The organism is Streptomyces chiangmaiensis, from assembly GCF_036281785.1.
In the GTDB taxonomy this organism is placed as follows: domain Bacteria; phylum Actinomycetota; class Actinomycetes; order Streptomycetales; family Streptomycetaceae; genus Streptomyces; species Streptomyces chiangmaiensis.
The window spans coordinates 1-23,149 of record NZ_JAYWVC010000131.1; the positions used below are offsets into that span (position 1 = coordinate 1).

Below are 23,149 nucleotides of genomic sequence, written 5' to 3' on the forward strand. Positions count from 1 at the left end.
TACGCCTGTACGCGCCGGGGTTGCCGTCCCTGGCCCAAGACCGTCCTCGTTCGTACCGGGTTCGTAGCAGGTTCGCGGCGCACGGCACGATTCCGTGTCGACGCCCCCTGACGAACTGCGTCAGACCTCACGGATTTGTTACAACGGGCCGGGAGCCCTTCACACCGGCGGCCGGACTCCCATGGCGGACCGGCCGACAGCTCGAGGCCCCCTGCGAGTCCGTGCGGCGGGCGAAAGACGCGCCGGACCGCCTGCCGGGCCAGGGGCCTGACGAAGATTCAGCTCCACGTCCGGGCGCTCCACCGAGTCGGCCGCGAGGCGCGCGCCACGAAGGTGGAGCGGCGCCCCGGCGGCCCGGTGACATCTCACCGTCGCCGTGCGCTGTGTAGGGAGCCCGGGTTCCGCACGGCGACGGGTCGCCCGCGCGCACCGGACGCCGGCGGCGTCTCCCTCGCCCGGGTTCCCCCTCCCCGTGCCTGCTCCCCTCCCCCCGGGAGCGGCGCGGGGAGGGGCCGGTCGGCCGGCACCTCGCCCACTGCCCGAGGTCCCGGCCGACCCGTGCGCGGAGAGCTGCTCGGGGACGGCCGGCGGCTCAAGCGACGCCGAGGCGGTGACGCGGGGGTCATGGAGCCGGATGAGCGAATCCCCCCGTTACGGCGTCCCGGCACAGCAGCCGCAGCGATCCGTGCCCGGCGAAGCAGCGACGGGCCTCGTCGATGGGGTCCCAGAGACGGCCGTCCGGGGTACGGATCCAGTGGTCACCGCCCGTCGACCACCACTCGGCGCCCGTCTGACGGACGATCACCTCACCCGTATAGGCGCCGAAACCGCGCAGCACACTCTCCACGGCCGCCAAGGGCGCCTCCTCGCGCCGCAGGTCGTCGATCATCCGGTCGATGCGCCACAGGCTCTGTGCCGAGTAGTCGAGGCGCAGCCGCGCCCCCTCCCGCATCGTCGCCACCACGTCCGCTGCCCACCGCAGGGGCTTCGTGGCCGCTTGGGGTCTGGTCTCCTGCTGAGTCGTCACATACGGAAGAGCGAGGTCAGCGAGCGATACGTCACTCGATTCCGCGGGATACCCGTAACCGGCGCAGGACCGACCCAGCTCGCCCGCACGACGCTCACAGGATCTTCTTTCGGCGAGGGTGCCCGGCAGGGCAGTGATGCTCCGGTGCCCCCGTGCGCTCAATTCACTGATGAGCACGTACCTGCATCTGCGCGCGGTGCCACCCCCGGCGCTGCGCAACAGCGCGACCTGGTTGCAACGACTGTTCGAAGATGACCGGGACGGCGTCCGGGGCCGGGTCGGCCGGCATCGCGAGAAGGTGCTGGACAAGGGCTACCTGGAACAGGAACTCCTCTACGCCGGCGCCCGCCTGCACCGTGCGGAGGACCCACCGCGGACCCAGGTGGTGCTCGGCGGCCAGCCGGTGTTCCCCCCGGACCGCAACAAACCGCCGTTCCTGCTGCTGACGGCGGCTCAGGCGAACCGGGTCGCCGCGTTCCTGGCCTCGGCCGGCTTCGAGACACTGTGGCGCCCCGCCCGGGGCCAACTGCTTCCGCGGCACGGCGGAAGGGCCGCCGAGCCCGAGACACGGGGCGCCTTCGCGGCGGCGCACCGCGACCTCACGGCGTTCTACGTGCGGACGGCCGAGTGCGGGGACGCGGTGGTGAAGTGGTTCATGGACTGAGGCACGCGGGATCCGGGGAGGCATGGCCCCGGTGCACCCGCGGCGGGACCCGGCACACGCGCGTCCTCGGCGTGGCGACACGCCCGGTCCCCGGTCACACCCGCCCGCGCGCCCGCCTCGACACGACGGCCTGCAGTACCCGGCGGCCCTCGGTCGACACATCGCGGGCCTGCCGCAGTCCGACCGCGCCGTGACCCGTCACCAGCTCCAGGACGGTGACCTGGCGCCGCAGTTCGGCGGCGACGAGCGGCGACATGCCGTCCGTGCAACCCTCGCGGCGGCCCGCCACCGACGTCGCACCGTCGTCGTCGGCGGAGTCCAGCAGCCGGTGTATCTGCAGCGCGGCGACCGAGCAGGCGTCGGCCCACTGGCGCAGGGCATCGGTCGAACGGTCCGCGGGAACCGCCTCGAGCATGCGGCGGGCGAGCCCTGCGGCCTCCGCCTCGGCGGCGCCCTCCGCGTCGCCGTCGGCCCGCGCCTCGGCGCCCAGTTCGGCCCGCACCTTGGCGAGCCGCTCCTCCCACTCGTGGCCCTCGACGAGACTCGCCCACAGCGGGCGCAGGATGTCGTCGTCGCCTCCGAGGAGCGGTACGCACCGATCCAAACAGGCCAGCCCGCTCGCCGCGAGTGCACGCTCGTCGGCCTGTGCGATCAGGTCCACCAGGCTCATCACGCCTCCTCGACATGCCTCGTTGGGCGCCTCATGTCTACGGAGCCCGCACTTCCCCCTACTGCGTGCAACCTACCGGGAGTGTCACAGCGGCACCACGCCCGTCGGTCGAGGAGTTCGTGACGTTGTTTTCGGCCAAGCGCACTCCAGGTTGCGTCCCGGCGCGGCGGCCGTTCAGCCGAGCCGGTTCGCCAGTTGCAGGAACTGTGTCCAGGACAGCGCGGGCGTCCTCGGGTCCCACAGCTTCTGGGCGGTCGCCCGCAGCGGCATCCTGATCCCGGCCGCCACCTGGTCCTGCGTCTGCGCGTAGGCGCGGTCGCTCCAGACCGCGAACACGCCGCCGAGTATCTGACCGTCGTACCGGGCGGGCACCTCCGTCGTCCCCCGCAGCACGCGCGGGTTCCACCGCTCGTAGATCCGCTGACCGGTGGGGTAGACGAAGGTCTGCGGCTGCCCGAGCACGTAGTACAGGAACTCGTCGTTGTAGTTGATCACCTTGCGGCCCGCGCCCAGGTATTCCGCCGGCTGCCGGGCGCCCAGCTCCTTGCCGGTCCAGTACGCGACCTCCAGGTCCTTGGCCGGCTGCACCACGCTCGTGCGGTAGAAGCCGTCGTTCCAGGCGCGCGTCGTCCGGCTGTGCCCGCGCATCACGTCCGCGCGGTCGTTCAGCCAGCCGGTCGCGAGGTCGGCGACGCCCGCGTTCGCTCCGTACTTCGCCCTCGCCGCGGCGGCCAGTTGCGGATAGGAGGCGGCCGGGTTCGACACCGTCAGTGCCCGGTACTCGTCGCCGCCCAGGTGCCAGTACGCGCCGGGGAACACCCCCGCGAACTCGTCGAGGAGGTCGTCCACGATCTTCGCGGCCGCCGGCTTCGAGATGTCGAGCGCCCCGCGCGGGGCGGCGCCTGAGACGCTGCGCAGTTGCAGGTCGGGGTGCGCGGCGATGACCGCCCCCAGGTGCCCGGGCGAGTCGATCTCGGGGACGACGGTGATGTGACGGCTCGCGGCGAGGTCGACGATCCTCTTGACCTCCGCCTTGCTGAGGTGCCGCTGGGACACGATCTCCGGATGCGAGCTGGATTCGATGCGGAAGCCCTGGTCGTCGGAGAAGTGCAGACCGAGTTCGTTGTACTTCAGATCGCCGAGCTCCCGGACCCGGTCCTCGATCCAGCCGGCCGTGTAGTACTTGCGAGCGATGTCGATCATGAAACCGCGCCGCGGCTCGGCGGGCGCATCCCGGACGACGCCCTCGGGAGCCGTACCGCCGCCGTGCACCTCCTGCTTGAGAGTGCGAGTGCCGTAGAAGACCCCCGCGTCGCCCGGACCGGTGATCCGCACCCGCCGGTTCTGCACGGTCATCGTGTACGACTCCTGGTCGCCGCTGCCGGCCAGGCCCAGTTCCACGTCGCCGTCGCGGGCGGCGGTCCGCCCCGCGTACGTCATCCCCAGCTCTCCGGCCAGCAGCCGTCCCTCGTCGTCCAAGGAGGCGTTGCCGACGACCACGCGGGCGCCGGGCGCGGGCCGCCAGCCCGGGCCGCGAGCAGGGACGTGCTCGCGAACGGCGGGGATGGTGCGGGGCGTTTGGGACAGGGGGTAGGTGACGGTCGGTGACGGCGATGCCCCGGACGGGCTCACGGAGTTCCGGGACGGCGAGCCGCCGCCGGACGGCCACAACGCCACGGCCGCGGCGATCGCGCCCGCCACGACGATTCCCCCGCCCAGCAGCAACCCGTTGCGCCTCCGGTGCGTCTTGCTCTCGGGAACCCGCCGCCTCCGGCCGGTCACCGCTCCGCACCCCGTTCCACGCCCGCGTACGGCCACGCCGGGCCCGTACGCCTCCGCGGCGCCCCGGGCACCGCACCCGTACGTATCCGCCCGCCGTCCGACCGCATACCCCTCACCTCTCCACGCGCCTGCCTTCTCCGAACCTACGACCCCTGCCCACCCCACCCGTCCACCGGACGCCGCAGAACTCTCCCATTCGGGTGAAATTCGGTCAGCCGATGGACGACCCCCCGACCGCCGTCGGATAACGTGACGGCGCATTTCCCGCACCCTCCCCTGCCGACCCCCTGTGACGCCCGCACGACGTCACGCCCGCCACTCGCCGAGGACCCACGCTGCCTTCGCACCGTCTCCCCGACCTCCCCGGCCCCACCGCCCTACCGGCGCAGCACCGCATCGAGGCCCCCACGGGCATCGAGCGGTTCAACTCCACGCCCGCCGCGGACGCCCGGCGCGCGCTTCTCACCTGCTGCCGGAGCCCGCGCTGGGCCGACCGGGTCGCGGACCACCGCCCCTACCCGGACCTGGACTCCCTGCTCGCCGCGGGCGACGAAGCGGCCTACGACCTGACGCCCGCCGACCTGGCCGAGGCCCTGGCCGGGGAATCGCTCACCCTGCTCCCGGCCGGCGCGTACTCCGCGGCCCACACCGCCCTGAGCGCCGCACACGCGGCCTACGAGAGTCGATTCGGACACGTGTTCGTCATCTGCCTGGACGGCGTGACTCCCGAAGAGGCGGCCGACCGCGTCCTGGCGGCCATCCGGTCACGATTGACACACGATCCGGAGGAAGAGCGTCCACTGGCCGCGGAGGAGCTGCGCCGTCTGACGAGAGGCAGGCTGATCCGCCTGGTGCACGACTTCGCCGACACGCCTGTCCCGCAACGCGCCCTGTAGGGGCGCGGAGCCCTGAGCCCGCAGCCACCGGCTCTTCCCATGGCGCTGCGGCGCCGATAGCCCGTCCGTGCTCGTTTGATTGCCAGTTTGATCACATCGGTAGGGCCGCCGCAAGCGTTCCGGCCGCACGTCGCTACGATGCTGGGGGCCGGTGGACCGTACCCGGCCGGGCCCGACCGACACAGAAGCCGGCGCGGCCCTAGTCCCCGCTCCCGGAGGGTTCTTCCGTGCCGGCTGGAACGCTGTACCGCGGCCGGGAAGGAATGTGGTCCTGGGTGGCTCATCGAGTCACCGGCGTCCTCATCTTCTTCTTCCTGTTCGTACACGTGCTGGACACCGCACTCGTCCGTGTCTCCCCCGAGGCCTACGACAACGTCGTGGCCACGTACAAGTCGCCGATCGTCGCCGTGCTGGAGTACGGCCTGGTCGCCGCCATCCTCTTCCATGCGCTGAACGGCCTGCGCGTCATCGCCGTCGACTTCTGGTCGCAGGGCCCGCGCTACCAGAAGCAGATGCTCTGGACCGTCGTCGGCGTCTGGGTCGTGCTGATGCTCGGGGCCATCTACCCCGTCCTCGGCCACGCCGCTCGTGAAGTGTTCGGGAGCTGACGCGCATGTCCACGACAGAAACCACCGCCTCCGGCATCGGCCCCGTCGAGGGCGCCTCGCTGTACGACGTCGACAACCCGGCGCCGGTCATCGAGCCGCCGCGCAAGCGGACGAAGAAGACCCCGAAGTCGACCCGCGGCAACTTCGAGATGTACGGCTGGCTGTTCATGCGCCTGTCCGGCATCGTCCTGGTCGTCCTGGTCCTCGGCCACCTGCTGATCCAGCTGGTCCTCGACGGCGGCGTGTCCAAGATCGGCTTCGCCTTCGTGGCCGGCCGCTGGGCCTCCCCGTGGTGGCAGGTCTGGGACCTCGCCATGCTCTGGCTCGCCATGCTGCACGGCGCCAACGGTCTGCGTACCGTCATCAACGACTACGCCGAGCGGGCGAACACGCGACTGTGGCTGAAGGGCCTGCTGTACACCGCCACGGTGTTCACCATCCTGCTGGGCACGCTGGTGATCTTCACCTTCGACCCGAACATCCGCTAGGCACGGGGCTGCGAGAAACATGAAGATCCACAAGTACGACACCGTCATCGTCGGCGCCGGCGGCGCCGGCATGCGCGCAGCCATCGAGGCCACGAAGCGCAGCCGCACCGCCGTGCTGACGAAGCTCTACCCGACCCGCTCCCACACGGGCGCCGCGCAGGGCGGCATGGCCGCCGCGCTGGCCAACGTGGAGGAGGACAACTGGGAGTGGCACACCTTCGACACGGTCAAGGGCGGTGACTACCTGGTCGACCAGGACGCCGCCGAGATCCTGGCGAAGGAGGCCATCGACTCGGTCCTCGACCTGGAGAAGATGGGCCTGCCGTTCAACCGGACGCCCGAGGGGAGGATCGACCAGCGCCGGTTCGGCGGTCACTCGCGCAACCACGGCGAGGCCCCGGTCCGCCGGTCCTGCTACGCGGCCGACCGCACCGGTCACATGATCCTCCAGACGCTGTACCAGAACTGCGTGAAGGAGGGCGTGGAGTTCTTCAACGAGTTCTACGTCCTCGACCAGCTGATCACCGAGGTCCACGGCGTCACGAAGTCGGCCGGTGTGGTGGCCTACGAGCTGGCCACCGGCGAGATCCACATCTTCCAGGCGAAGGCCGTCATCTACGCCTCCGGCGGCACCGGCAAGTTCTTCAAGGTGACGTCGAACGCGCACACGCTGACCGGTGACGGCCAGGCCGCCGTCTACCGCCGGGGCCTGCCGCTGGAGGACATGGAGTTCTTCCAGTTCCACCCGACCGGCATCTGGCGCATGGGCATCCTCCTCACCGAGGGCGCGCGCGGCGAGGGCGGCATTCTCCGCAACAAGGACGGCGAGCGCTTCATGGAGAAGTACGCGCCGGTGATGAAGGACCTGGCGTCCCGTGACGTCGTGTCCCGCTCCATCTACACGGAGATCCGCGAGGGCCGCGGCTGCGGTCCCGAGGGCGACCACGTCTACCTGGACCTCACCCACCTGCCGCCGGAGCAGCTGGACGCCAAGCTGCCCGACATCACCGAGTTCGCCCGCACCTACCTCGGCATCGAGCCGTACACGGACCCGATCCCGATCCAGCCGACCGCGCACTACGCGATGGGCGGCATCCCGACGAACGTCGAGGGCGAGGTCCTCGCGGACAACACCACTGTGGTCCCGGGCCTGTACGCGGCCGGCGAGGTCGCCTGCGTGTCCGTCCACGGCGCGAACCGCCTCGGCACCAACTCGCTGCTGGACATCAACGTCTTCGGGCGCCGGGCGGGTATCGCGGCGGCGGAGTACGCGCAGAAGGCGGACTACGTCGAACTGCCGGAGAACCCCGCCGAGCTCGTGGTCGCGCAGATCGAGCACCTGCGCTCCTCCACGGGCAGCGAGCGCGTGGCGGACCTGCGCCGCGAGCTGCAGGAAACCATGGACGCCAACGTCATGGTGTTCCGCACCGAGCAGACGATCAAGACGGCCGTCGAGAAGATCGCCGAGCTCAGGGAGCGCTACAAGAACGTGGCGATCCAGGACAAGGGCAAGCGGTTCAACACGGACCTGCTGGAGGCCATCGAGCTGGGCAACCTGCTGGACCTGGCCGAGGTCATGGCGGTGTCGGCCCTCGCCCGCAAGGAGTCCCGCGGCGGCCACTACCGCGAGGACTACCCGAGCCGCGACGACGTCAACTTCATGCGCCACACCATGGCGTACCGCGAGGTGGGCGACGACGGCACCGAGTCCATCCGTCTCGACTACAAGCCGGTCGTCCAGACCCGCTACCAGCCGATGGAGCGTAAGTACTGATGGCAACCCCTGTTCTGGACACGGTGGAGGCGGAGTCCGCCGCGTCCCCCTACATCACCGTCACCTTCCGGGTCCGCCGCTTCAACCCGGAGGTCTCGGCCGAGGCGACCTGGGAAGACTTCCAGCTGGAGATCGACCCCAAGGAACGCGTCCTCGACGGTCTGCACAAGATCAAGTGGGACATGGACGGCACGCTGACGTTCCGCCGCTCCTGTGCCCACGGCATCTGCGGCTCGGACGCCATGCGGATCAACGGCAAGAACCGCCTTGCCTGCAAGACGCTGATCAAGGACATCAACCCCGAGAAGCCGATCACGATCGAGCCCATCAAGGGCCTGACGGTCCTCAAGGACCTGGTCGTCGACATGGAGCCGTTCTTCCAGGCCTACCGGGACGTCATGCCCTTCCTCGTCACGAAGGAGACGAACGAGCCGACGCGCGAGCGTCTGCAGTCCGCCGAGGACCGCGCGCGTTTCGACGACACGACGAAGTGCATCCTGTGCGCCGCCTGCACGTCGTCGTGCCCGGTGTTCTGGAACGACGGCCAGTACTTCGGCCCGGCCGCCATCGTCAACGCGCACCGCTTCATCTTCGACTCGCGTGACGAGGCCGGCGAGCAGCGCCTCGAGATCCTGAACGACAAGGACGGCGTGTGGCGCTGCCGCACGACGTTCAACTGCACGGACGCCTGCCCGCGCGGCATCGAGGTGACGAAGGCGATCCAGGAGGTGAAGCGAGCGCTGATCACGCGCCGCTTCTGATCTTCCGGATCCGGCACGAGGGCCCTGTTTCCGCAACTTTGGAAACAGGGCCCTCGTGTGTTTCTGGCCTGTTTGCACCTCCACTGAATAAGTAGCTCCGTCTGTCACACTCCGACCCCAATGCCCAGTAGGTAGGGGACCGTTCGTGGAGCAGAGCAAGGAATCGTACATAGGGCCGAGGGCCCCGCACTTCCTCGGTTATCCGGAAGCGTCCGCGGCAGCGCAGACGGTGGCCGCGCCCCTGCTGGCGGGCGCGTCCCTGTCCCTGGTCGGCCTGATCATCGTTGACGGCGGCGACTTCCGGTGGCCCGGCGTGACGCTGCTTCTCGTCGTCACGTCGGCCATTGCGTTGATCGCGACCATGCAGATCGGCGCCGATGCCCGCAAGTACCTGTACAACCGGCAGACGATCGAGGCCTGGTACACACCGGAGGATCTGTAGGCCTGCGCCGCTGTGACCGCGCCCTTGTAGGCCACCGCCGCCAGCACCGGGCCGGCGCCGCACAGCCACCGAGCTGACGGCTCGTCGTAGAGGGCCGCGCATCCGGCTCCGGTGAGCAGCAGGAAGGACCAGCAGAGATTCACCGCCGTGTCGAGTGCGTCACGAGTGCAACGGAGTACCTCGGCCATACGGTCCGATACTTGGAGGTAGATGCGCGGCCACGAGGTCAGCGTCGTCAGCCCGTAGCGTTCCCCGGCGCTCAACTCCCCGGCCCGCAGGGCGTTGCCCAGTGCCGTGGGCAGGAGGAGATCGACCGGTGGGTGGGTGGCGAGGCGGCGGCGCGCGTCGGCCCGCACGCGTCGCGCCCGGTCCCCGCCCGTCGCCGCCTCGGCCCGTCGCCGCAGCGCCTGCCACCGTTTGCGCTGGACCCGGGTCAGCATCCCCGCAAGTCCGGCCGTGAGCGGCCAGCGGTCCCAGTAGCCCTCCAGCACGCGTACCGCACGCACCTGGAACGGTTGCAGCAACAGGCCGAGAACTGCCGCGCAGACGGTGATCGTCGCAATGTCCCCCAGCAGCGCCGTCGGCCGCGGCGGCCACACGGCGCTCCAGTCGCTGCGCTCCGAGAAGCTCCCTGCCCGTACGAGCGCGAGCACCCCGGCGACGAACAGCGCACACGGCGCGAAGTGCACCGACAGCACCCGTCGCACGAAGCCCCGCCCTCCCCATACGCCCCTCGGCGCCCCTCAGTATGGGCGCTCGGGGATCACGGCCCATGGGCAGGGCGGGAGGGACTCCGGTGACTCGGCCGGCGGGCGGCACGGCATCCGCGCTCCATATCAAGGTTCGAGGCGGAGGCGTGACCGTCACCTCACGCTGCGGTGGGACCGTGGGGCACCCCCCTCCCAGTTGAGTTGAACACGTTCAAAAACAGGTCTACAGTCAATCCCGTCAGCGTTTTTGAACGCGTTCAAGAAGGGTGGGGACATGGACCTCACGGTCATCGCCTACGTCATCTATCTGCTGATCAGCGTCGCCCTGACGGTCTGGGTGGCGCGCACCCTCAGCCGCAACGGGCGCGTCTTCCTCGAGGACGTGCTGCACGGGAACGAGAAGCTCGCCGACGCCGTCAACCACCTCCTGGTGGTCGGCTTCTACCTCGTCAACCTCGGCTTCGTGGCGCTGTATCTGAACGGCCACGGCACCGTCGAGGACGCGCGCGGCATCTTCGAGGCACTGTCGACCAAGCTCGGCGTGGTGCTGCTGGTGCTCGGTGTGATGCACCTGGGCAACGTGTACGTGCTCAACAGGATCCGGCGGCGCGGTGCGATGGAGCGGGAGCAGGTCCCGCCCGTCGGGCCGCAGGGCTGGGTCACGCCTTCGACGGGGGCCTGAGCCGTGCCGGCCCCGGAGGTCCGGGATGCCGCGCGCGTCCCGGTCCACGGGCTCACCGTCCTGTACGACGCCGACTGCTCCCTGTGCACCTTCCTGCGCGACTGGCTGGTACGGCAGCCCCAGCTGGTGCCGCTGGACCTGGTTCCGGCCGGCTCGCAGGAGGCACGCCGGCGCTTCCCCGGACTCGACCACCGCGCCACCCTCGACGAGATCACGGTCGTCGGCGACGCGGGCCAGCTCTACCGCGGGCCCGGCGCCTGGGTCGTGACGCTGTGGGCGCTGCGCGGCCACCGTGCCCTCGCCCACCGGCTCAGCACGCCGACGGGCGCCAGGCTCGCCAGGGGCGCGGTGCTGGCGGCCGCCAAGTGGCGAGGGGCGCAGTGGGGCGGGCGCGCCTACCGGCAGGGGGACGGCTGGAGCTACGACCCGGCACGGGGGTGGACCTACACCGGGCCCGGGTGCGACGGCGGCGCCTGCGCCACTCGTTAGGCTCTCTGTTCGTGCCCTCGAAGAACGACCGAGCCGACGAGGCCGGTACGCCCACCAAGTCGGAGCAGACCCGTGCGCTCATCCTGGAGACAGCGATGCGCCTGTTCCAGGAGCGCGGCTACGACAAGACGACGATGCGGGCGATCGCCAAGGAGGCCGGTGTCTCCGTGGGGAACGCCTACTACTACTTCGAGGGCAAGGAACATCTGATCCAGGGCTTCTACGACCGGATCGCCGCCGAGCACCGCGTGGCGGTCCGGGAGGTCCTGGAGCGGGAGACCGGCCTCGAGGCACGGCTGGCGGGAGTCCTGGAGGCGTGGCTGGACATCGCCACGCCGTACCACGAGTTCGCCGTGCAGTTCTTCAAGAACGCCGCCGACCCGGACAGTCCGCTCAGCCCCTTCTCCCCCGAGTCGGAGCACGCGCGCCAGGAGGCCATCGCCGTCCACAAGGAGGTGCTGGCCGGCGCGAAGACCAAGGTCTCCGCCGATCTGCGGGACGTCCTGCCCGAGTTGATGTGGCTCTCCCAGATGGGCCTCGTGCTGTATTGGATCTTCGACAGGACCGAGGGGCGCGAGCGCAGCTACCGGCTGGCCGAGCGCGGCGCCCGGCTCACCGCACGGGGTGTCGCCCTGGCCCGCTTCCGTGTGCTGCGGCCCCTCGTCCTCGAAGTGCACGAACTGTTCACGGACTTCCTGCCGGGCATGACGAAGATGCTGCCGGACCCCGGGAGCAGGCAGCGGGCCGAGTGATCACCGCCGCCTGAACACCGCCGGACCCGAAGACCGGGGCCGCCCCCTGCTCCGAGGCTCGGACACCGGTCCGCAACGTCGTCGACCGCGGGCACCGGCGCCTTCGCATGCGGCGATCCGGCCGGGGAGACGTACGGGAAACACCACGTCCACGTCCCCGGCGAGATCGTCACGCCGCCCGCCGAGATCGGCCTCGATACGGGCGCGAGCCTCAAGGCCGGGCGGAAGAGGGCCGGTTGACGGCATCCACCTCGTCGCCCGTCAACTCCACGTCGTACACCAGCGGTTCCTCCCCGACGACCACGTGCCGGGCCTTCGATCCGTACGCGGCGGCCGTGATCGCCACGAGATAGGTGCCCGGGGACGGGACCGCGAGGATGTAGGAGCCGTCGGCCAGTGACGTGACGCGGTCCAGCTGGCGGCCGCCCTTCGAGAGCAGCGTCACGGCCGCTCCCTGCACCGGCTCGCCCTCCGCGTCCCGTACGAACCCGTACACCACCGTCGCGCCACCGGCCGTCGGCCTCGTCTCCTGCTGCGGCTCCTCGCCCGGCTCCACCGCCAGATGCGGCAGCCGCTTCTCCAGCCGGCCGGGCAGCCACCAGTTCGCCCCACCGAGCAGATGCATCACCGCCGGCACCAGCGCCGTCCGCAGGACGAACGCGTCCAGCGCCACGGCCGCGGCGAGCCCGACGCCCGCCATCGCGGCGCCCGAGTTGCCGCTGAGCACGAACGCCAGGAACACGCAGACCATGATCAGGGCCGCGGAGTTGATGACCCGGCTGGTCTCCGCGAGACCGACGCGGACGGCGCGGGCGTTGTCCTTGGTGTGCACCCACTCCTCGTGCATCCGGCTCACCAGGAAGACCTGGTAGTCCATCGACAGACCGAACAGCAGGGACAGCATGATGATCGGCAGGAAGGCCTGGATCGGCCCCTCCTTGCCGAGGCCCAGCAGGTCCAGGCCCCAGCCCCACTGGAAGACCGCCACCAGGACGCCGAAGGACGACGCCGCGGCGATCAGGTTCATCACGGCGGCCGTCAGCGGCACCACGAGCGAGCGGAACGCGATCAGCAGGAGCAGGAAACCGAGCCCGATGATGGTCCCGATGAAGTACGGCAGCCGGTCGCCCGTGACGGACGCGAAGTCCTTGGAGACCGCCGTGACGCCGCCGACATGGGCCTGCGCGCCCGCCTTCGGGATCACCTCGTCGCGCAGGGTGTCGATGAGCCTGTCCGTCTGCTCGGACTGCGGCGAGGTGGTCGGGACGACCTGGATGACCGTGACGCCCTGTGCGGGCGGCAGCGCGGCCGCCCTGGCCACGCCGTCCGTCTCCCGGATGCCCCGAACCAGCACGTCCGTGTCACCGCTGACCGAGACCACCTGCAGCGGTCCGTTGAAGCCGGGTCCGAAGCCCTCGGCGAGCAGGTCGTAGGCCTTGCGGGTCGTCGTCGACGCGTCGTCGTTGCCCTGGTCGGCGGCCCCGAGGCGAAGGGAGAGCACCGGCAGGGCGAGCACGGTCATGACCACCACCGCGAGCACGGCGATCGTCCGGGGGCGCTTCTGCACCGTGGCCGACCACTTCGCCGCGAGGCCGCTCGCCCGCTCCGCCTCGGGTCCCTGGGCCGCGAGCCGCCGCCGCTGCCGGCGGCTGAGCACCCGCGGGCCGAGCAGACCGAGCAGCGCCGGCAGCAGGGTGACGGCCGCGAGCACGCTCAGCACGACGGTGAGCGAGGTGCCGATGACCACACCGTCCAGGAAGCGCAGATTGGTCACCAGCATCCCGGCGAGCGCGATGCACACCGTGCCGCCCGCGAACAGCACCGCCCGGCCCGAGGTGTTGAGGGCGGTGACCGCCGCCTCCTCCGGTTCCATGCCGCGCAGGATGCCGCGCCGGTGCCGGGTGACGATGAACAGGGCGTAGTCGATGCCGACCCCGAGGCCGATCAACGAGGCCAGCAGGGGTGCGATGTCGGGCACGCCCGTGACATGGCTGATCAGCTGCGTGGAGAACAGCCCGATGCCGACGCCGAACACCGCGACGGCGATCGGCAGCAGCATCGCGAAGAGCGAGCCGAAGGCCAGGAACAGCACGACCGCCGCCGCCACGACGCCGACCATCTCGGACAGTCCGGTGGGCGGCTGCTGGATCCGGGTGATCGCCTGACCGCCCAACTCGACCTCGAGACCGCCGCGCTCGGCGTCCTGCGCCGTGTCGACGACGTCCTGGACCAGCTTTTGGGGCACCTCGTTGGCCCGCTCGGTGAAGGTGAGTTGCGCGTACGCGATCGTCCCGTCCCGGCTGATCTGCGCCGCGCCCTGGGGGCCCGCATACGGGCTGCCGACCGCGCCGATCCCCGGCATTCGCGCGATCTTCGCCAGTGCGGGCTGGATCCGCGCCCGCACCGCCTCGTCGCGCACCGATCCCCGCTCGACCTTCCAGACCATCGTGTCGGTGTCACCCGAGGCCTTCGGGAAGGCCTTCGTCATCAGGTCGTACGCGGTCTTGGAGTCCGTGTTCGGCAGGGAGAAGACATTCGCGTAGTCGGGCCCCTTGGCGGACGCCGTCGCGCCCATCCCGACCAGCGCTCCCACCCACAACAACAGGACCAGCAACCGGTGCCGATAGCACCACCGCGCCAGTGTCGTCACTCTCCACCTTCCTTCATCGGCGTCCCCCAGGTCCCGGAGCACCAGGATCGGTGGCGGCGGGCCCGGACGGGCTCACCGCCGCCCGACTCTCAAGGAACTCCAAAGCGCCCACCGCCCCGGCCGCCGGTGCCGCCGCGGATACTGGTGGGCATGACGGCCAACGAGGCAGCGCACGAAGGGGCCACGGTTCTCGTCGTCGAAGACGAGGAGAGCATCGCGGACGTCCTCGCCATCGCCCTGCGCTACCACCGCTTCCAGGTGATGATCGCGGGCACCGTGCGCGAGGCGCTCACCCTCGCGGAACGGACACGGCCGGACGCGGCGCTGCTGGACGTGATGCTGCCGGACGGCGACGGACGTGCGCTCGGCCGGGAACTCCGCGCCCGCCGGCCGGACCTGGCACTGGTCTTCGTCACCGCGCGCGACGCACCCGCCGAGATCGTCGGGGCGCTCGGCTTCGGCGACGACTACATCACCAAGCCGTTCAACATAGACGAGGTGGTCGCCCGCCTGCGGGCCGTCCTGCGGCGTACGCGCCCCGCGGACGTCCTGCCGCAGCGCCCGCCGCTGCGCTACGGGGATCTGGAGCTGGACGAGACGACGTATTCGGTGCACCGTGCGGGCCGCACGGTCGAGCTGACCCCCACCGAGTACGCACTGCTGCGCTTCCTGGTGCGCAACGGCGGCCGGATCGTGCCCAAGGAGCAACTGCTGCGCCATGTGTGGCAGTACGAGCACACGCCGCCCGAGTCGACGGTCGTCGAGACGTACATCAGTTATCTGCGCCGCAAGCTCGACGCGCTCGGACCGCCGATGATCACCACGCGGCGGGGCGTCGGATACGGGCTGGCATGACGTTCCTCCGGCTCCCCTCGCTCCCGCGGCCACGGGGCATCCACTCCCTGCGCGGCAAGCTGACGCTGGCGAACGTGGGGCTGCTGGCGCTCGGCATCGTGGCGGCGACCGCCATCAGCCTGATGGGCATGCGGCACTACGTGCTCGGACAGATCGACACGGAGCTGACCAAGTCCCGCGACTCGCTCGTCCGTTCGCAGCTGACCCTGCGGGAGATCGACTCGCTGAGCGCGCTGGCGGTCGTCCGCGACCGGTTGCTGCCGCACAGCGGCGGCGACTCGCCGAACCCGGACTCCGTGTTCGCGGCCGTCGACCGGCACGGCACGGTGCTCACGGTCGCCGGCCTGAAGCCGACCGACGCCCAGCAGGCGCTCGCCTCCGCCGTCCACGATCCCGCCGCCCTCGTCGTGGCCCCGCAGCCGCGCGACATCCACCTGCGCGGCGACCCCTACCGGGTGACCGGGGCGCGGCTCGCGGACGGCACCTACGTGCTGCTGGCCCGCTCGACCCGGGTGCTGCACACGGGCATGGCCAAGGCGCTCCGACTCGATCTCACCATCGGGACCCTGCTGCTGGCCCTTTTCGCGGCGCTGACGATGATCAGTGTGGGCCGCAGGATGCGGCCGCTGGAGGACATGGTGGAGACGTCGTCGGCGATCGCCGAGGGCGATCTGACCCGGCGCGTGCCCTCCAGCAGGGAGACCACTTTGGAGGTCGAGCAGCTGCGCACCGCGCTCAATTCGATGCTCCACCAGGTGGAGTCGGCGTACCGGACACGCGAACGCAGTGCCGCCCAGCTCCGCCACTTCGTCGCGGACGCCTCGCACGAGTTGCGCACGCCGCTGTCGGCGATACGCGGCTACCTCCAGCTGTACGACAAGGGAATGCTGACCGATCCGGTGGAGCGGAAGCGTTCGTGGGAGCGGATGATGGCCGAGGCGGACCGGATGGGCCGCCTGGTCGACGAACTCCTCGTCCTCGCCCGCCTCGACCAGCGGCCCGAACTCCGCTTCCGGACCGTGGACCTGAGCCGTCTGGTACAGGACGCGGCGGAGGACCTGCGGGCCCAGCAGCCGGAGCGTCCGGTGACGGTGCGTGCGGACGGGGCGCTGCTCGTACGGGCCGACGAGTCCGGTCTGCGTCAGGTGCTCGGCAACCTCGTGACGAACGTCCGTGTCCACACGCCCGCCGGCACTCCGGTGCTGCTCGGTCTCGAACGCGAGGGCGAGGCGGTACGGCTGTGCGTCACGGACGAGGGACCGGGGCTCACGGAAGACGACGCGACACGTGTCTTCGACCGCTTCTTCCGTGCGGGCCGGGGTGCGGGCAGCGGGCTCGGCATGGCGATCGTGCACGGGGTGGTGGCGGCGCACGGCGGCGACGTGACGGTACGGACGGCGCCGGGCGAGGGGCTGACGGTGACGGTCACGCTGCCGGAGCGGGCGCACGACCGGGACCACCGGTGAGCGCCCGCCCGGCGACCGTCAGATCCAGGTCAGCCGCCAGAGGCGGAAGACGCCGGTGCCGTCCGACAGGTACCGGCTGCCGCCGACGTCCTCGCTGCTGACCACGTACTCCTTGCGCTGCCACAACGGGATCAGCGGAACGTCCTGCGCCACCAGTTGCTGGATCTGCTTGAAGTCCTTTGCGGTCCGGCCACGGTCCGAGTACCGCTGGCTGTCCAGGACCAGATCGTCGACGGCCTTGCTGCTGTAGCCGTTCTTCATGCTGTTGCCGGTGCCGACGAGCGGGGCGGTGAAGGTGTCCGGGTCGGGAAAGTCGGCCACCCAGCCGACGGCGTACGCGTCGAGCTCGCCGCTCGCGTACCGCTTCTGGAAGACGGTCCACTCGTAACCCTTGAGGTCCACCTTGAACAACTTGCCCGCCTCCAGCTGCCGCTTCAGCTCGGCAGCCTCCTCCGCGGCTGCGCCGCGGCCCACGGCGTAGCCGTAGGTGAAGTGGACGGGCACATGCACGCCTGCCGCGGTGAGCAGGGTACGGGCCGTGCCGGCGTCGGGCTTGGGGTAGGCGTCGAAGAACGAGGTGGTGTGGCCGGTGATGCCCGCCGGGATGAGCGAGTAGAGCGGGTCGGTGGTGCCCTTGTACACCTTGTCGATCAGTTCCTCGCGGTTGATCACCGTCGCGATGGCCTGGCGGACCCGGCGGTCGTGCAGCGGCGAGTGGGAACCGGTGTTCAGGACCAGGTTGCGGGTCTCGGCGCTGTCGGCCTCGCTGACGCGCTGGTCGGGGTCGCTCGGCGCGAGGCCGGCGAGCGCGGAGGGCGGCAGCTGCCGCGTGGCGACGTCGACGTCCTTCGCCTTCCAGCCCTTCTCCAGGGCGGCGGGGTCGCCGTAATAGCGCAGCTCGATGGGCCGGCCGGAGTCCTTGACGGCGCCCTTGTAGTGGCCGTTCGGGGCGAGGACGGCGTCCTTGTCCTTCGTGTACCTCCTCAGGATGTACGGGCCGGTCCCGTCGACGGCGAAGTCGGTGCGCAGCGCGTCCTGCGGGTACTTGGTGTGGTCGACGATCGAACCGGCGCCGGTGGCCACCTTGAACGGGAACGTCGCGTCGGCCGAGGACAGATGGAAGGTGACGGTGAGCCCGTCGGCGTCCACCGAGCGGAGCGTCTCGAGCAGGGGCGCGGGACCGACGTCGGAGTTGATGCTCTTGACCCGGTCGAAGGAGTACTTGACGTCCTCGGCGGTCATGGTGCGCCCGCTGGGAAACGTCAGGTCCTTGCGCAGGGTGCAGCGGTAGGTCGTCAGGTCCGACCCTACGAACTCGCAGCTTCGGGCCGCATCCGGCACCGGTTCGACACCATCGGGTTCAAAGGTCAGCAGCGACTGGAACACGCTGCTGAACAACGCCCAGGATCCGGCGTCGTAGGCCCCTGCCGGGTCGAGCGAGGTGACGGCGTCCGTCGTCCCCACCGTGATGGTCTTGTTGATGTTCTCCTTGGCCGGCAGCAGCTGCCACCCGCCCACTCCCACGCCTGCCAGCACCAGCACAGTCGCGAGAATCCGTATGCGAACCGATCGCATCGGCACGCCCCTCCCCAGGCCTTCAAGGCATGCCACTCCCCTGTGGCGCGGATCACCTAATCACAGGAGTTTCACCTGAGGGAAGAGGGATTTGCCGAGATGAGCATGAACTTACCGAAGGCCTGTTTCAGGGGGGTGTCGCGGCCGGTCAGGGCCTCACGCCTGCTTCGACGCCAGTTGCACGATCGTGATGTCCGACGGTGCGCCGACCCGCGTCGGCGGCCCCCAGGCACCCGCGCCCCTGGACACGTACAACTGTGTGTCGCCGTAGCGGTCCAGGCCCGCGAGGGTCGGGTTGGCGGCGGCCGCCACGAAGTTGCCGGGCCAGAGCTGGCCGCCGTGGGTGTGGCCGGAGAGCTGCAGGTCCACGTGGTGGCGCACGGCCTCGTGGATCTGCAGCGGCTGATGGGCCAGGAGCACCACGGCGCGTGAGGTGTCGCGGCCGCCCAGCGCCTTGGCGAAGTCGGGGCCCTCGCCCTCGCTCTCGCCCGCCAGGTCGTTGACCCCGGCCAGGTCGAAGGCGGGCAGTTCCGTGCGCGCGTTCTCCAGCGGGTGCAGGCCGAGCCGGCGCACCTCCTCGACCCACTGGTCCGCGCCGGAGAAGTACTCGTGGTTGCCGGTGACGAAGTAACTGCCGTGGCGCGCCCTCAGCCGGGACAGCGGGGCCGCCGCCGGACCCAGGTCCTTCACGCTGCCGTCGACCAGGTCGCCGACGACCGCGATCAGATCCGGCTGGGTCGAGTTGATCGTGTCCACCACGCGCTGTGCGAAGCCCCGGCCGAGTACCGGGCCCAGATGGATGTCGCTCACGACGGCGATGCGGAAACCGTGGGCCGAACGCGGAAGTCTGGCCAGCGGGACGGTGACGCGTTTCACAGCGGGGCCGCGCAGGACCCCGTATGTGCCGTAGCCCACCGTGCCGACCGTGGCCGCGCCCACCGCTCCGCCGACCACCCGGGAGACGAAGAGACGGCGTGTGGGGTCCGCGGGCCCGGGCTCCGGGACCGGTTCCGCTTCCGGCTCGGACTGCGCGGGTGCCGTCCCCACCGGGACCGGTGCGGGTCTCGGGGCCGTCTCCCTTGTCCGTGTCTTGCGCCGCACCAGCAGGTCGGCCAGAGGACGCACCAGTTCACCCGCGAGCAGTGCGAGCAGCAGGTAGAGCGACACCGCCATCCACAGGAACCCGGGCCACCCCAGGGCGCGCTGGAGCCAGAAGGGGGCCCCGGCCCGCTCGGCGACCAGGGCCGCGACCATGAGCACCGGACCGGCGACGAGCACCACGGCGCCGACGCGGCGTGCCGGGCCCGGGCCGCGGGTCGTGTCACGCACCAGTCGGCGCCACGCGTACCAGTGCAGCGCCGCCAGCGCGACCAGGACGGTCAGGGCGATCAGCAGGAAGACGACGACCACCGTTGCCCCGTCCCCCGCTATGAGGTTCGCCGCAACGCGCGCAGTCCGCGCAACCCGATGGCACCGACAACAGTCCCCAACACGAAGGAAACGACGGCGAGCGTCAGGTGCACCCAGAAGTAAGCCGTCGGATTCCCCGCGTCGTCGAACGCGAGTCCGCTGCCGTCCTTCCACAGGTTCTTGACGAAAGTGATCCAGATGACCCAGCTCCACACCCCGAAGGCGAGCAGGAACCAGGAGATGGGGCGGCTGAGCTTCATGAGTTCAGTATCGCGGTTCTCCGGGCACCGCTCGGCAGGGGGTACCGAGCATCGGCCGGGATACGGCGGGACTTCCCGCTCCGCGCCCTGTACTTTCGCCACCGTGTCCGCCATGAAGAAGATCGCCGGGCGCCGTCCGGCGCTCGCCACCGCAGCCCTGTTGTCCCTCTCGCTCACCGCACCCGCGACCGCCTTCGCGGACACGCAGAGCCCGACCCTGTCGCATGCGGTCACGCCGCCGGCCCGGATGTCGACCGTCGGAGGCGAACTGCTGGGCAGGCCCGGCACCCAGGTGAACCTCGGCAGTGGCGCCCCGGTGCTCCCGAAGAACCTGACCGCGCGCTCCTGGATCGTCGCCGACGCCGAGTCGGGGGAGGTCCTCGCCGCCCACAACGCGCACTGGCGGCTTCCCCCGGCGAGCACCCTGAAGATGCTGTTCGCCGACACCGTGCTGCCCAGGTTCCCGAAGAGCGAGAAGCACAAGGTGGTCCCCTCCGACCTGGCGGGCATGGGCGCCGGGTCCAGCATGGTCGGGATAAAGGAGGGCGAGACCTACACGGTCCACGACCTCTGGCTCGGCGTCTTCCTTCGCTCGGGCAACGACGCCGTGCATGTGCTGTCCGCGATGAACCACAGCGTCGAGCAGACCGTCAAGGACATGCAGGCGCACGCCGAGGAGCTCCAGGCCTTCGACACGCATGTGGTCAGCCCCGACGGCTACGACGCCGGAGGACAGGTCTCCTCGGCGTACGACCTGACGCTGTTCGCCCGTTCCGGGCTGCAGAAGAAGGACTTCCGGGAGTACTGCTCGACGGTGCGGGCCGCGTTCCCGGGCGAGACCACGAAGAAGCACGGCAAGACGACCCGCGGGTCCTTCGAGATCCAGAACACCAACCGACTGCTGGCCGGGGACTCCGACATGACGCCGTACCGGGGCATCGCAGGAGTGAAGAACGGCAACACCACCAACGCGGGCGCCACCTTCACGGGTGTCGCCGAACGCAACGGCAAGGTGCTGCTCGTCACCGTCATGAACCCGGAGAAGAAGAACCACAACGAGGTCTACAAGGAGGCCGCACGGCTGCTCGACTGGGGCTTCGGTGCGGCGGACAAGGTGGCGCCGGTCGGCGAACTCGTCGCCCCGAAGAGCGCGGAGGCGGGCTCACAGCCCAGCACGCACGCGACCGCCGCCGCGGGCGGGAAACCGGCCGAACCGGTGGCCGCCTCGGTGGGAAAGAGCGGCTCGAGCGGCGTCGGCGTGGCGCTCGCCATCACCGCGGGCGTTCTCGTGCTGCTCGCGGCGGGAGCGTTTCTGGTCAACCGCCGCTGGCCGCTGCCGGATCTGGTGCGTCGTCGGACGCGCCCCTGACCTCGTCGCCCTCGCTGCTCCGCGTCGCCGTCCAGGCGGCGCAGAACAGCACGAGTTTCGCGGTGAAGTTGATCCACAGCAGCAGGGCGACGGGCACCCCGAAGGCGCCGTACATGCTCTTCGAGGCGACGCCCTGGATGTACCCGCTGAGCAGCAGCTTGAGCAGTTCGAAGCCGATCGCGCCGATCAGGGCGGCGGTCAGCAGCCGGTGCCGTGGGGGTTCCACGCCGGGCAGCAGGGTGAGGGCGTACAGCAGGACCAGGAAGTCGGCGACGACGGCGACGAGGAGGGCGGCGATCCGCAGCAGGACGCTGCCCCAGCCGCCCCGGTCGAGGCCCATCTGCCCGGCGACCGAGTCGATCAGCGCGGAGGCCACGGTGGACATCGCGATGGTGACCAGGATCGCGCCGCCCAGGCCGACGAGCACCACGCCGTCCTTGACCTTGGCCAGTACGGGGTTCTCCCCCTTGTCGGGCAGCTCCCACACGGCGCGCAGACAGTCCCGCACCTGGGCGACCCAGCCGATGCCCACGAAGAACAGCGTGGCGCCGGCGATGACGCTGACGGTGCCGGCGTTCTGCACCAGACCGTGGATGTCGAGCTCGCCGGAGATGCCGGGGAACTGCTCAGCGATCTTGTTCTGCAGCTCCTCCTGCCGGGCCTCGCTGAGTGTCGCGGCGCCGATCGCGGCGGCAACGGTCAGCAGCGGGAAGAGCGCCACGAAGCTGATGAACGTCATCGCGGCAGCGAGCCGGGTCCACTTCACGCGGTCGAGGCGTTCGTAGGAACGCCAGGCGTGCGTGGCCATGAGGCGGGTGACCACTGGCCCGATACCGGGGAGCTTCTTCAGCCAATCCATGATCCGAATCTCCCCTCGCGTCCCTCCCCCACTCCTCGGTTACCCCCGTGAGCGCGGCACGCGGCATCGTCGACCGCGCACGGTGACTCGTCCGTTCCGGTGAGGAGCCGCACAGCCCGAGGATATTGAGACGTTATGCCCGTTTCCCGGCGATACGGTCACGGTCATGCCTGCCCACAAGGACGCCTTCAGCTCCCCGAAGTCCCTGCTGATCCTCGGCGGCACGTCCGAGATCGCGCTGGCCACCGCACGCCGCCTCATCGCCCGCCGCGCCCGTACCGTATGGCTGGCCGGGCGCCCCTCCCCCGACCTGGAGAGTGCCGCCGAGCAACTGCGTGAACTCGGCGCCGACACCCGCACCGTCGCCTTCGACGCGCTCGACCCGGAGGCCCATGAGAGCGCCCTCGGCAAGGTGTTCGCGGAGGGCGAGATCGATGTGGTGATCCTCGCGTTCGGCGTGCTCGGCGATCAGGCGACCGACGAGCGCGATCCGATGGCTGCGGCACGCGTCGCGCAGACCAACTACACGGGCGCGGTCTCGTCGGGCCTGGTGTGCGCCCGAGCGCTCCAGGATCAGGGCCACGGCGCGCTGGTGGTGCTGTCGTCGGTCGCCGGCGAGCGCGCTCGCCGTTCGGACTTCATCTACGGCTCCAGCAAGGCGGGGCTCGACACCTTCGCGCAGGGCCTCGGCGACGCGCTGTACGGCACCGGTGTGCACGTCATGGTCGTACGCCCCGCCTCCGTCCGCAGACGCGGCACGCCGGCCCGGGACGCGGCGCCGATGGCCACGACGCCCGAGGAGATCGCCGCCGCGATCGAACTCGGACTGCACAGGCGGTCGGAAGTGGTATGGGTGCCGGGAGCACTGCGGCTGGTGATGTCGGCGCTGCGGCACGTGCCCCGGACGCTGTTCCGGAGGTTGCCGATCCAGTGAGCGCGGCCCCCGGCAGGGGGCCGGCT

The 23,149-nt window shown here is 70.5% G+C and carries 22 protein-coding genes; 13 read left to right on the plus strand and 9 right to left on the minus strand.

Annotation, left to right across the window (positions count from 1 at the left end; all coding sequences use genetic code 11):
* Positions 1-622: 622 nt before the first annotated feature.
* Positions 623-1,027: a hypothetical protein gene (locus VXC91_RS29245; RefSeq protein WP_329510349.1), complete on the minus strand. Its 405-nt coding sequence runs from the start codon at positions 1,025-1,027 to the stop codon at positions 623-625.
* A 169-nt stretch (positions 1,028-1,196) separates the two neighbouring features.
* Between VXC91_RS29245 and VXC91_RS29250 the strand changes: the two genes are divergently transcribed.
* On the plus strand, positions 1,197-1,691 hold the full coding sequence (locus VXC91_RS29250) for a DUF1877 family protein (RefSeq protein WP_329510350.1): 495 nt from the start codon (positions 1,197-1,199) through the stop codon (positions 1,689-1,691).
* A gap of 94 nt (positions 1,692-1,785) precedes the next feature.
* On the opposite strand, the gene VXC91_RS29255 is transcribed toward VXC91_RS29250, so the two are convergent.
* Entirely contained in the window at positions 1,786-2,361 is a 576-nt protein-coding gene (locus VXC91_RS29255; protein WP_329510351.1) for a hypothetical protein, read from the minus strand.
* A gap of 174 nt (positions 2,362-2,535) precedes the next feature.
* Positions 2,536-4,143, minus strand: a complete 1,608-nt coding sequence (locus VXC91_RS29260) for a beta-N-acetylhexosaminidase (protein ID WP_408057502.1) — start codon at positions 4,141-4,143, stop codon at positions 2,536-2,538.
* A 413-nt stretch (positions 4,144-4,556) separates the two neighbouring features.
* On the opposite strand from VXC91_RS29260, the gene VXC91_RS29265 reads away from it, so the two are divergent.
* From VXC91_RS29265 to VXC91_RS29285, 5 genes are all read left to right on the plus strand, one after another.
* Positions 4,557-5,039, plus strand: coding sequence for a 2-oxo-4-hydroxy-4-carboxy-5-ureidoimidazoline decarboxylase (locus VXC91_RS29265; RefSeq protein ID WP_329510369.1), 483 nt, complete (start codon positions 4,557-4,559; stop codon positions 5,037-5,039).
* A 227-nt stretch (positions 5,040-5,266) separates the two neighbouring features.
* A complete protein-coding gene (sdhC, locus tag VXC91_RS29270; protein WP_329510352.1) occupies positions 5,267-5,647 on the plus strand; it encodes a succinate dehydrogenase, cytochrome b556 subunit in 381 nt (126 codons plus the stop codon).
* Positions 5,648-5,652: 5 nt separating this feature from the next.
* A complete protein-coding gene (locus VXC91_RS29275; RefSeq protein ID WP_329510353.1) occupies positions 5,653-6,135 on the plus strand; it encodes a succinate dehydrogenase hydrophobic membrane anchor subunit in 483 nt (160 codons plus the stop codon).
* Between the two features lie 19 nt (positions 6,136-6,154).
* On the plus strand, positions 6,155-7,909 hold the full coding sequence (sdhA, locus tag VXC91_RS29280; protein WP_329510354.1) for a succinate dehydrogenase flavoprotein subunit: 1,755 nt from the start codon (positions 6,155-6,157) through the stop codon (positions 7,907-7,909).
* Entirely contained in the window at positions 7,909-8,670 is a 762-nt protein-coding gene (locus VXC91_RS29285; protein WP_329510355.1) for a succinate dehydrogenase iron-sulfur subunit, read from the plus strand. The genes sdhA and VXC91_RS29285 overlap by 1 nt, the downstream gene beginning before the upstream one ends.
* A 198-nt stretch (positions 8,671-8,868) precedes the next feature.
* Here VXC91_RS29285 and VXC91_RS29290 read toward each other — a convergent pair whose 3' ends face one another.
* Positions 8,869-9,819 (minus strand): hypothetical protein, encoded by a 951-nt coding sequence (locus tag VXC91_RS29290; RefSeq protein ID WP_329510356.1) that lies wholly within the window; start codon positions 9,817-9,819, stop codon positions 8,869-8,871.
* A 277-nt stretch (positions 9,820-10,096) separates the two neighbouring features.
* Here VXC91_RS29290 and VXC91_RS29295 point away from each other — a divergent pair, with 277 nt between their 5' ends.
* The 3 genes from VXC91_RS29295 to VXC91_RS29305 are packed head-to-tail and all read left to right on the plus strand — an operon-like array spanning position 10,097 to position 11,745.
* Positions 10,097-10,504: a hypothetical protein gene (locus VXC91_RS29295; RefSeq protein WP_329510357.1), complete on the plus strand. Its 408-nt coding sequence runs from the start codon at positions 10,097-10,099 to the stop codon at positions 10,502-10,504.
* Between the two features lie 3 nt (positions 10,505-10,507).
* Positions 10,508-10,993, plus strand: coding sequence for a thiol-disulfide oxidoreductase DCC family protein (locus VXC91_RS29300; RefSeq protein ID WP_329510358.1), 486 nt, complete (start codon positions 10,508-10,510; stop codon positions 10,991-10,993).
* Positions 10,994-11,004: 11 nt separating this feature from the next.
* Positions 11,005-11,745 (plus strand): TetR/AcrR family transcriptional regulator, encoded by a 741-nt coding sequence (locus VXC91_RS29305; RefSeq protein WP_329510359.1) that lies wholly within the window; start codon positions 11,005-11,007, stop codon positions 11,743-11,745.
* Positions 11,746-11,956: 211 nt separating this feature from the next.
* On the opposite strand, the gene VXC91_RS29310 is transcribed toward VXC91_RS29305, so the two are convergent.
* Complete coding sequence (locus VXC91_RS29310; RefSeq protein WP_329510370.1) at positions 11,957-14,386, minus strand: MMPL family transporter; 2,430 nt, start codon at positions 14,384-14,386, stop codon at positions 11,957-11,959.
* Between the two features lie 159 nt (positions 14,387-14,545).
* On the opposite strand from VXC91_RS29310, the gene VXC91_RS29315 reads away from it, so the two are divergent.
* Together VXC91_RS29315 and VXC91_RS29320 are read left to right on the plus strand one after the other, a co-directional pair.
* Entirely contained in the window at positions 14,546-15,250 is a 705-nt protein-coding gene (locus VXC91_RS29315) for a response regulator transcription factor (protein WP_329510360.1), read from the plus strand.
* Positions 15,247-16,716, plus strand: a complete 1,470-nt coding sequence (locus VXC91_RS29320) for a sensor histidine kinase (RefSeq protein ID WP_329510361.1) — start codon at positions 15,247-15,249, stop codon at positions 16,714-16,716. Before VXC91_RS29315 ends, VXC91_RS29320 begins: the two co-directional genes overlap by 4 nt.
* An 18-nt stretch (positions 16,717-16,734) precedes the next feature.
* On the opposite strand, the gene VXC91_RS29325 is transcribed toward VXC91_RS29320, so the two are convergent.
* The 3 genes from VXC91_RS29325 to VXC91_RS29335 form a co-directional block, all read right to left on the minus strand.
* The gene (locus VXC91_RS29325) at positions 16,735-18,291 is read right to left on the minus strand and encodes an ABC transporter substrate-binding protein (protein WP_329510362.1); all 1,557 of its coding nucleotides are present in this window, start codon (positions 18,289-18,291) and stop codon (positions 16,735-16,737) included.
* A gap of 156 nt (positions 18,292-18,447) precedes the next feature.
* Entirely contained in the window at positions 18,448-19,701 is a 1,254-nt protein-coding gene (locus VXC91_RS29330; protein WP_329510363.1) for a metallophosphoesterase, read from the minus strand.
* A 17-nt stretch (positions 19,702-19,718) separates the two neighbouring features.
* A complete protein-coding gene (locus VXC91_RS29335; RefSeq protein ID WP_329510364.1) occupies positions 19,719-19,961 on the minus strand; it encodes an SCO4848 family membrane protein in 243 nt (80 codons plus the stop codon).
* A 112-nt stretch (positions 19,962-20,073) separates the two neighbouring features.
* Here VXC91_RS29335 and VXC91_RS29340 point away from each other — a divergent pair, with 112 nt between their 5' ends.
* On the plus strand, positions 20,074-21,330 hold the full coding sequence (locus tag VXC91_RS29340) for a D-alanyl-D-alanine carboxypeptidase family protein (RefSeq protein WP_329510365.1): 1,257 nt from the start codon (positions 20,074-20,076) through the stop codon (positions 21,328-21,330).
* Here VXC91_RS29340 and VXC91_RS29345 read toward each other — a convergent pair.
* Positions 21,278-22,189 carry a YihY/virulence factor BrkB family protein gene (locus VXC91_RS29345; protein ID WP_329510366.1) on the minus strand — a complete coding sequence of 304 codons (912 nt, stop codon included), beginning with the start codon at positions 22,187-22,189 and terminating at the stop codon, positions 21,278-21,280. The genes VXC91_RS29340 and VXC91_RS29345 overlap by 53 nt on opposite strands.
* 166 nt (positions 22,190-22,355) lie before the next feature.
* Between VXC91_RS29345 and VXC91_RS29350 the strand changes: the two genes are divergently transcribed.
* Positions 22,356-23,123, plus strand: a complete 768-nt coding sequence (locus VXC91_RS29350; RefSeq protein ID WP_329510367.1) for a decaprenylphospho-beta-D-erythro-pentofuranosid-2-ulose 2-reductase — start codon at positions 22,356-22,358, stop codon at positions 23,121-23,123.
* Positions 23,124-23,149 lie beyond the last annotated feature (26 nt).

Coding starts and splice junctions, on each gene's coding strand:
- VXC91_RS29350 (WP_329510367.1), top strand. CDS start 22,356: ATGCCTGCCCACAAGGACGCCTTCAGCTCCCCGAAGTCCCTGCTGATC.
- VXC91_RS29335 (WP_329510364.1), bottom strand. CDS start 19,961: ATGAAGCTCAGCCGCCCCATCTCCTGGTTCCTGCTCGCCTTCGGGGTG.
- VXC91_RS29295 (WP_329510357.1), top strand. CDS start 10,097: ATGGACCTCACGGTCATCGCCTACGTCATCTATCTGCTGATCAGCGTC.
- VXC91_RS29340 (WP_329510365.1), top strand. CDS start 20,074: ATGAAGAAGATCGCCGGGCGCCGTCCGGCGCTCGCCACCGCAGCCCTG.
- VXC91_RS29275 (WP_329510353.1), top strand. CDS start 5,653: ATGTCCACGACAGAAACCACCGCCTCCGGCATCGGCCCCGTCGAGGGC.
- VXC91_RS29345 (WP_329510366.1), bottom strand. CDS start 22,189: ATGGATTGGCTGAAGAAGCTCCCCGGTATCGGGCCAGTGGTCACCCGC.
- VXC91_RS29285 (WP_329510355.1), top strand. CDS start 7,909: ATGGCAACCCCTGTTCTGGACACGGTGGAGGCGGAGTCCGCCGCGTCC.
- sdhA (WP_329510354.1), top strand. CDS start 6,155: ATGAAGATCCACAAGTACGACACCGTCATCGTCGGCGCCGGCGGCGCC.
- VXC91_RS29255 (WP_329510351.1), bottom strand. CDS start 2,361: ATGAGCCTGGTGGACCTGATCGCACAGGCCGACGAGCGTGCACTCGCG.
- VXC91_RS29320 (WP_329510361.1), top strand. CDS start 15,247: ATGACGTTCCTCCGGCTCCCCTCGCTCCCGCGGCCACGGGGCATCCAC.
- VXC91_RS29315 (WP_329510360.1), top strand. CDS start 14,546: ATGACGGCCAACGAGGCAGCGCACGAAGGGGCCACGGTTCTCGTCGTC.
- VXC91_RS29250 (WP_329510350.1), top strand. CDS start 1,197: ATGAGCACGTACCTGCATCTGCGCGCGGTGCCACCCCCGGCGCTGCGC.
- VXC91_RS29325 (WP_329510362.1), bottom strand. CDS start 18,291: ATGCGATCGGTTCGCATACGGATTCTCGCGACTGTGCTGGTGCTGGCA.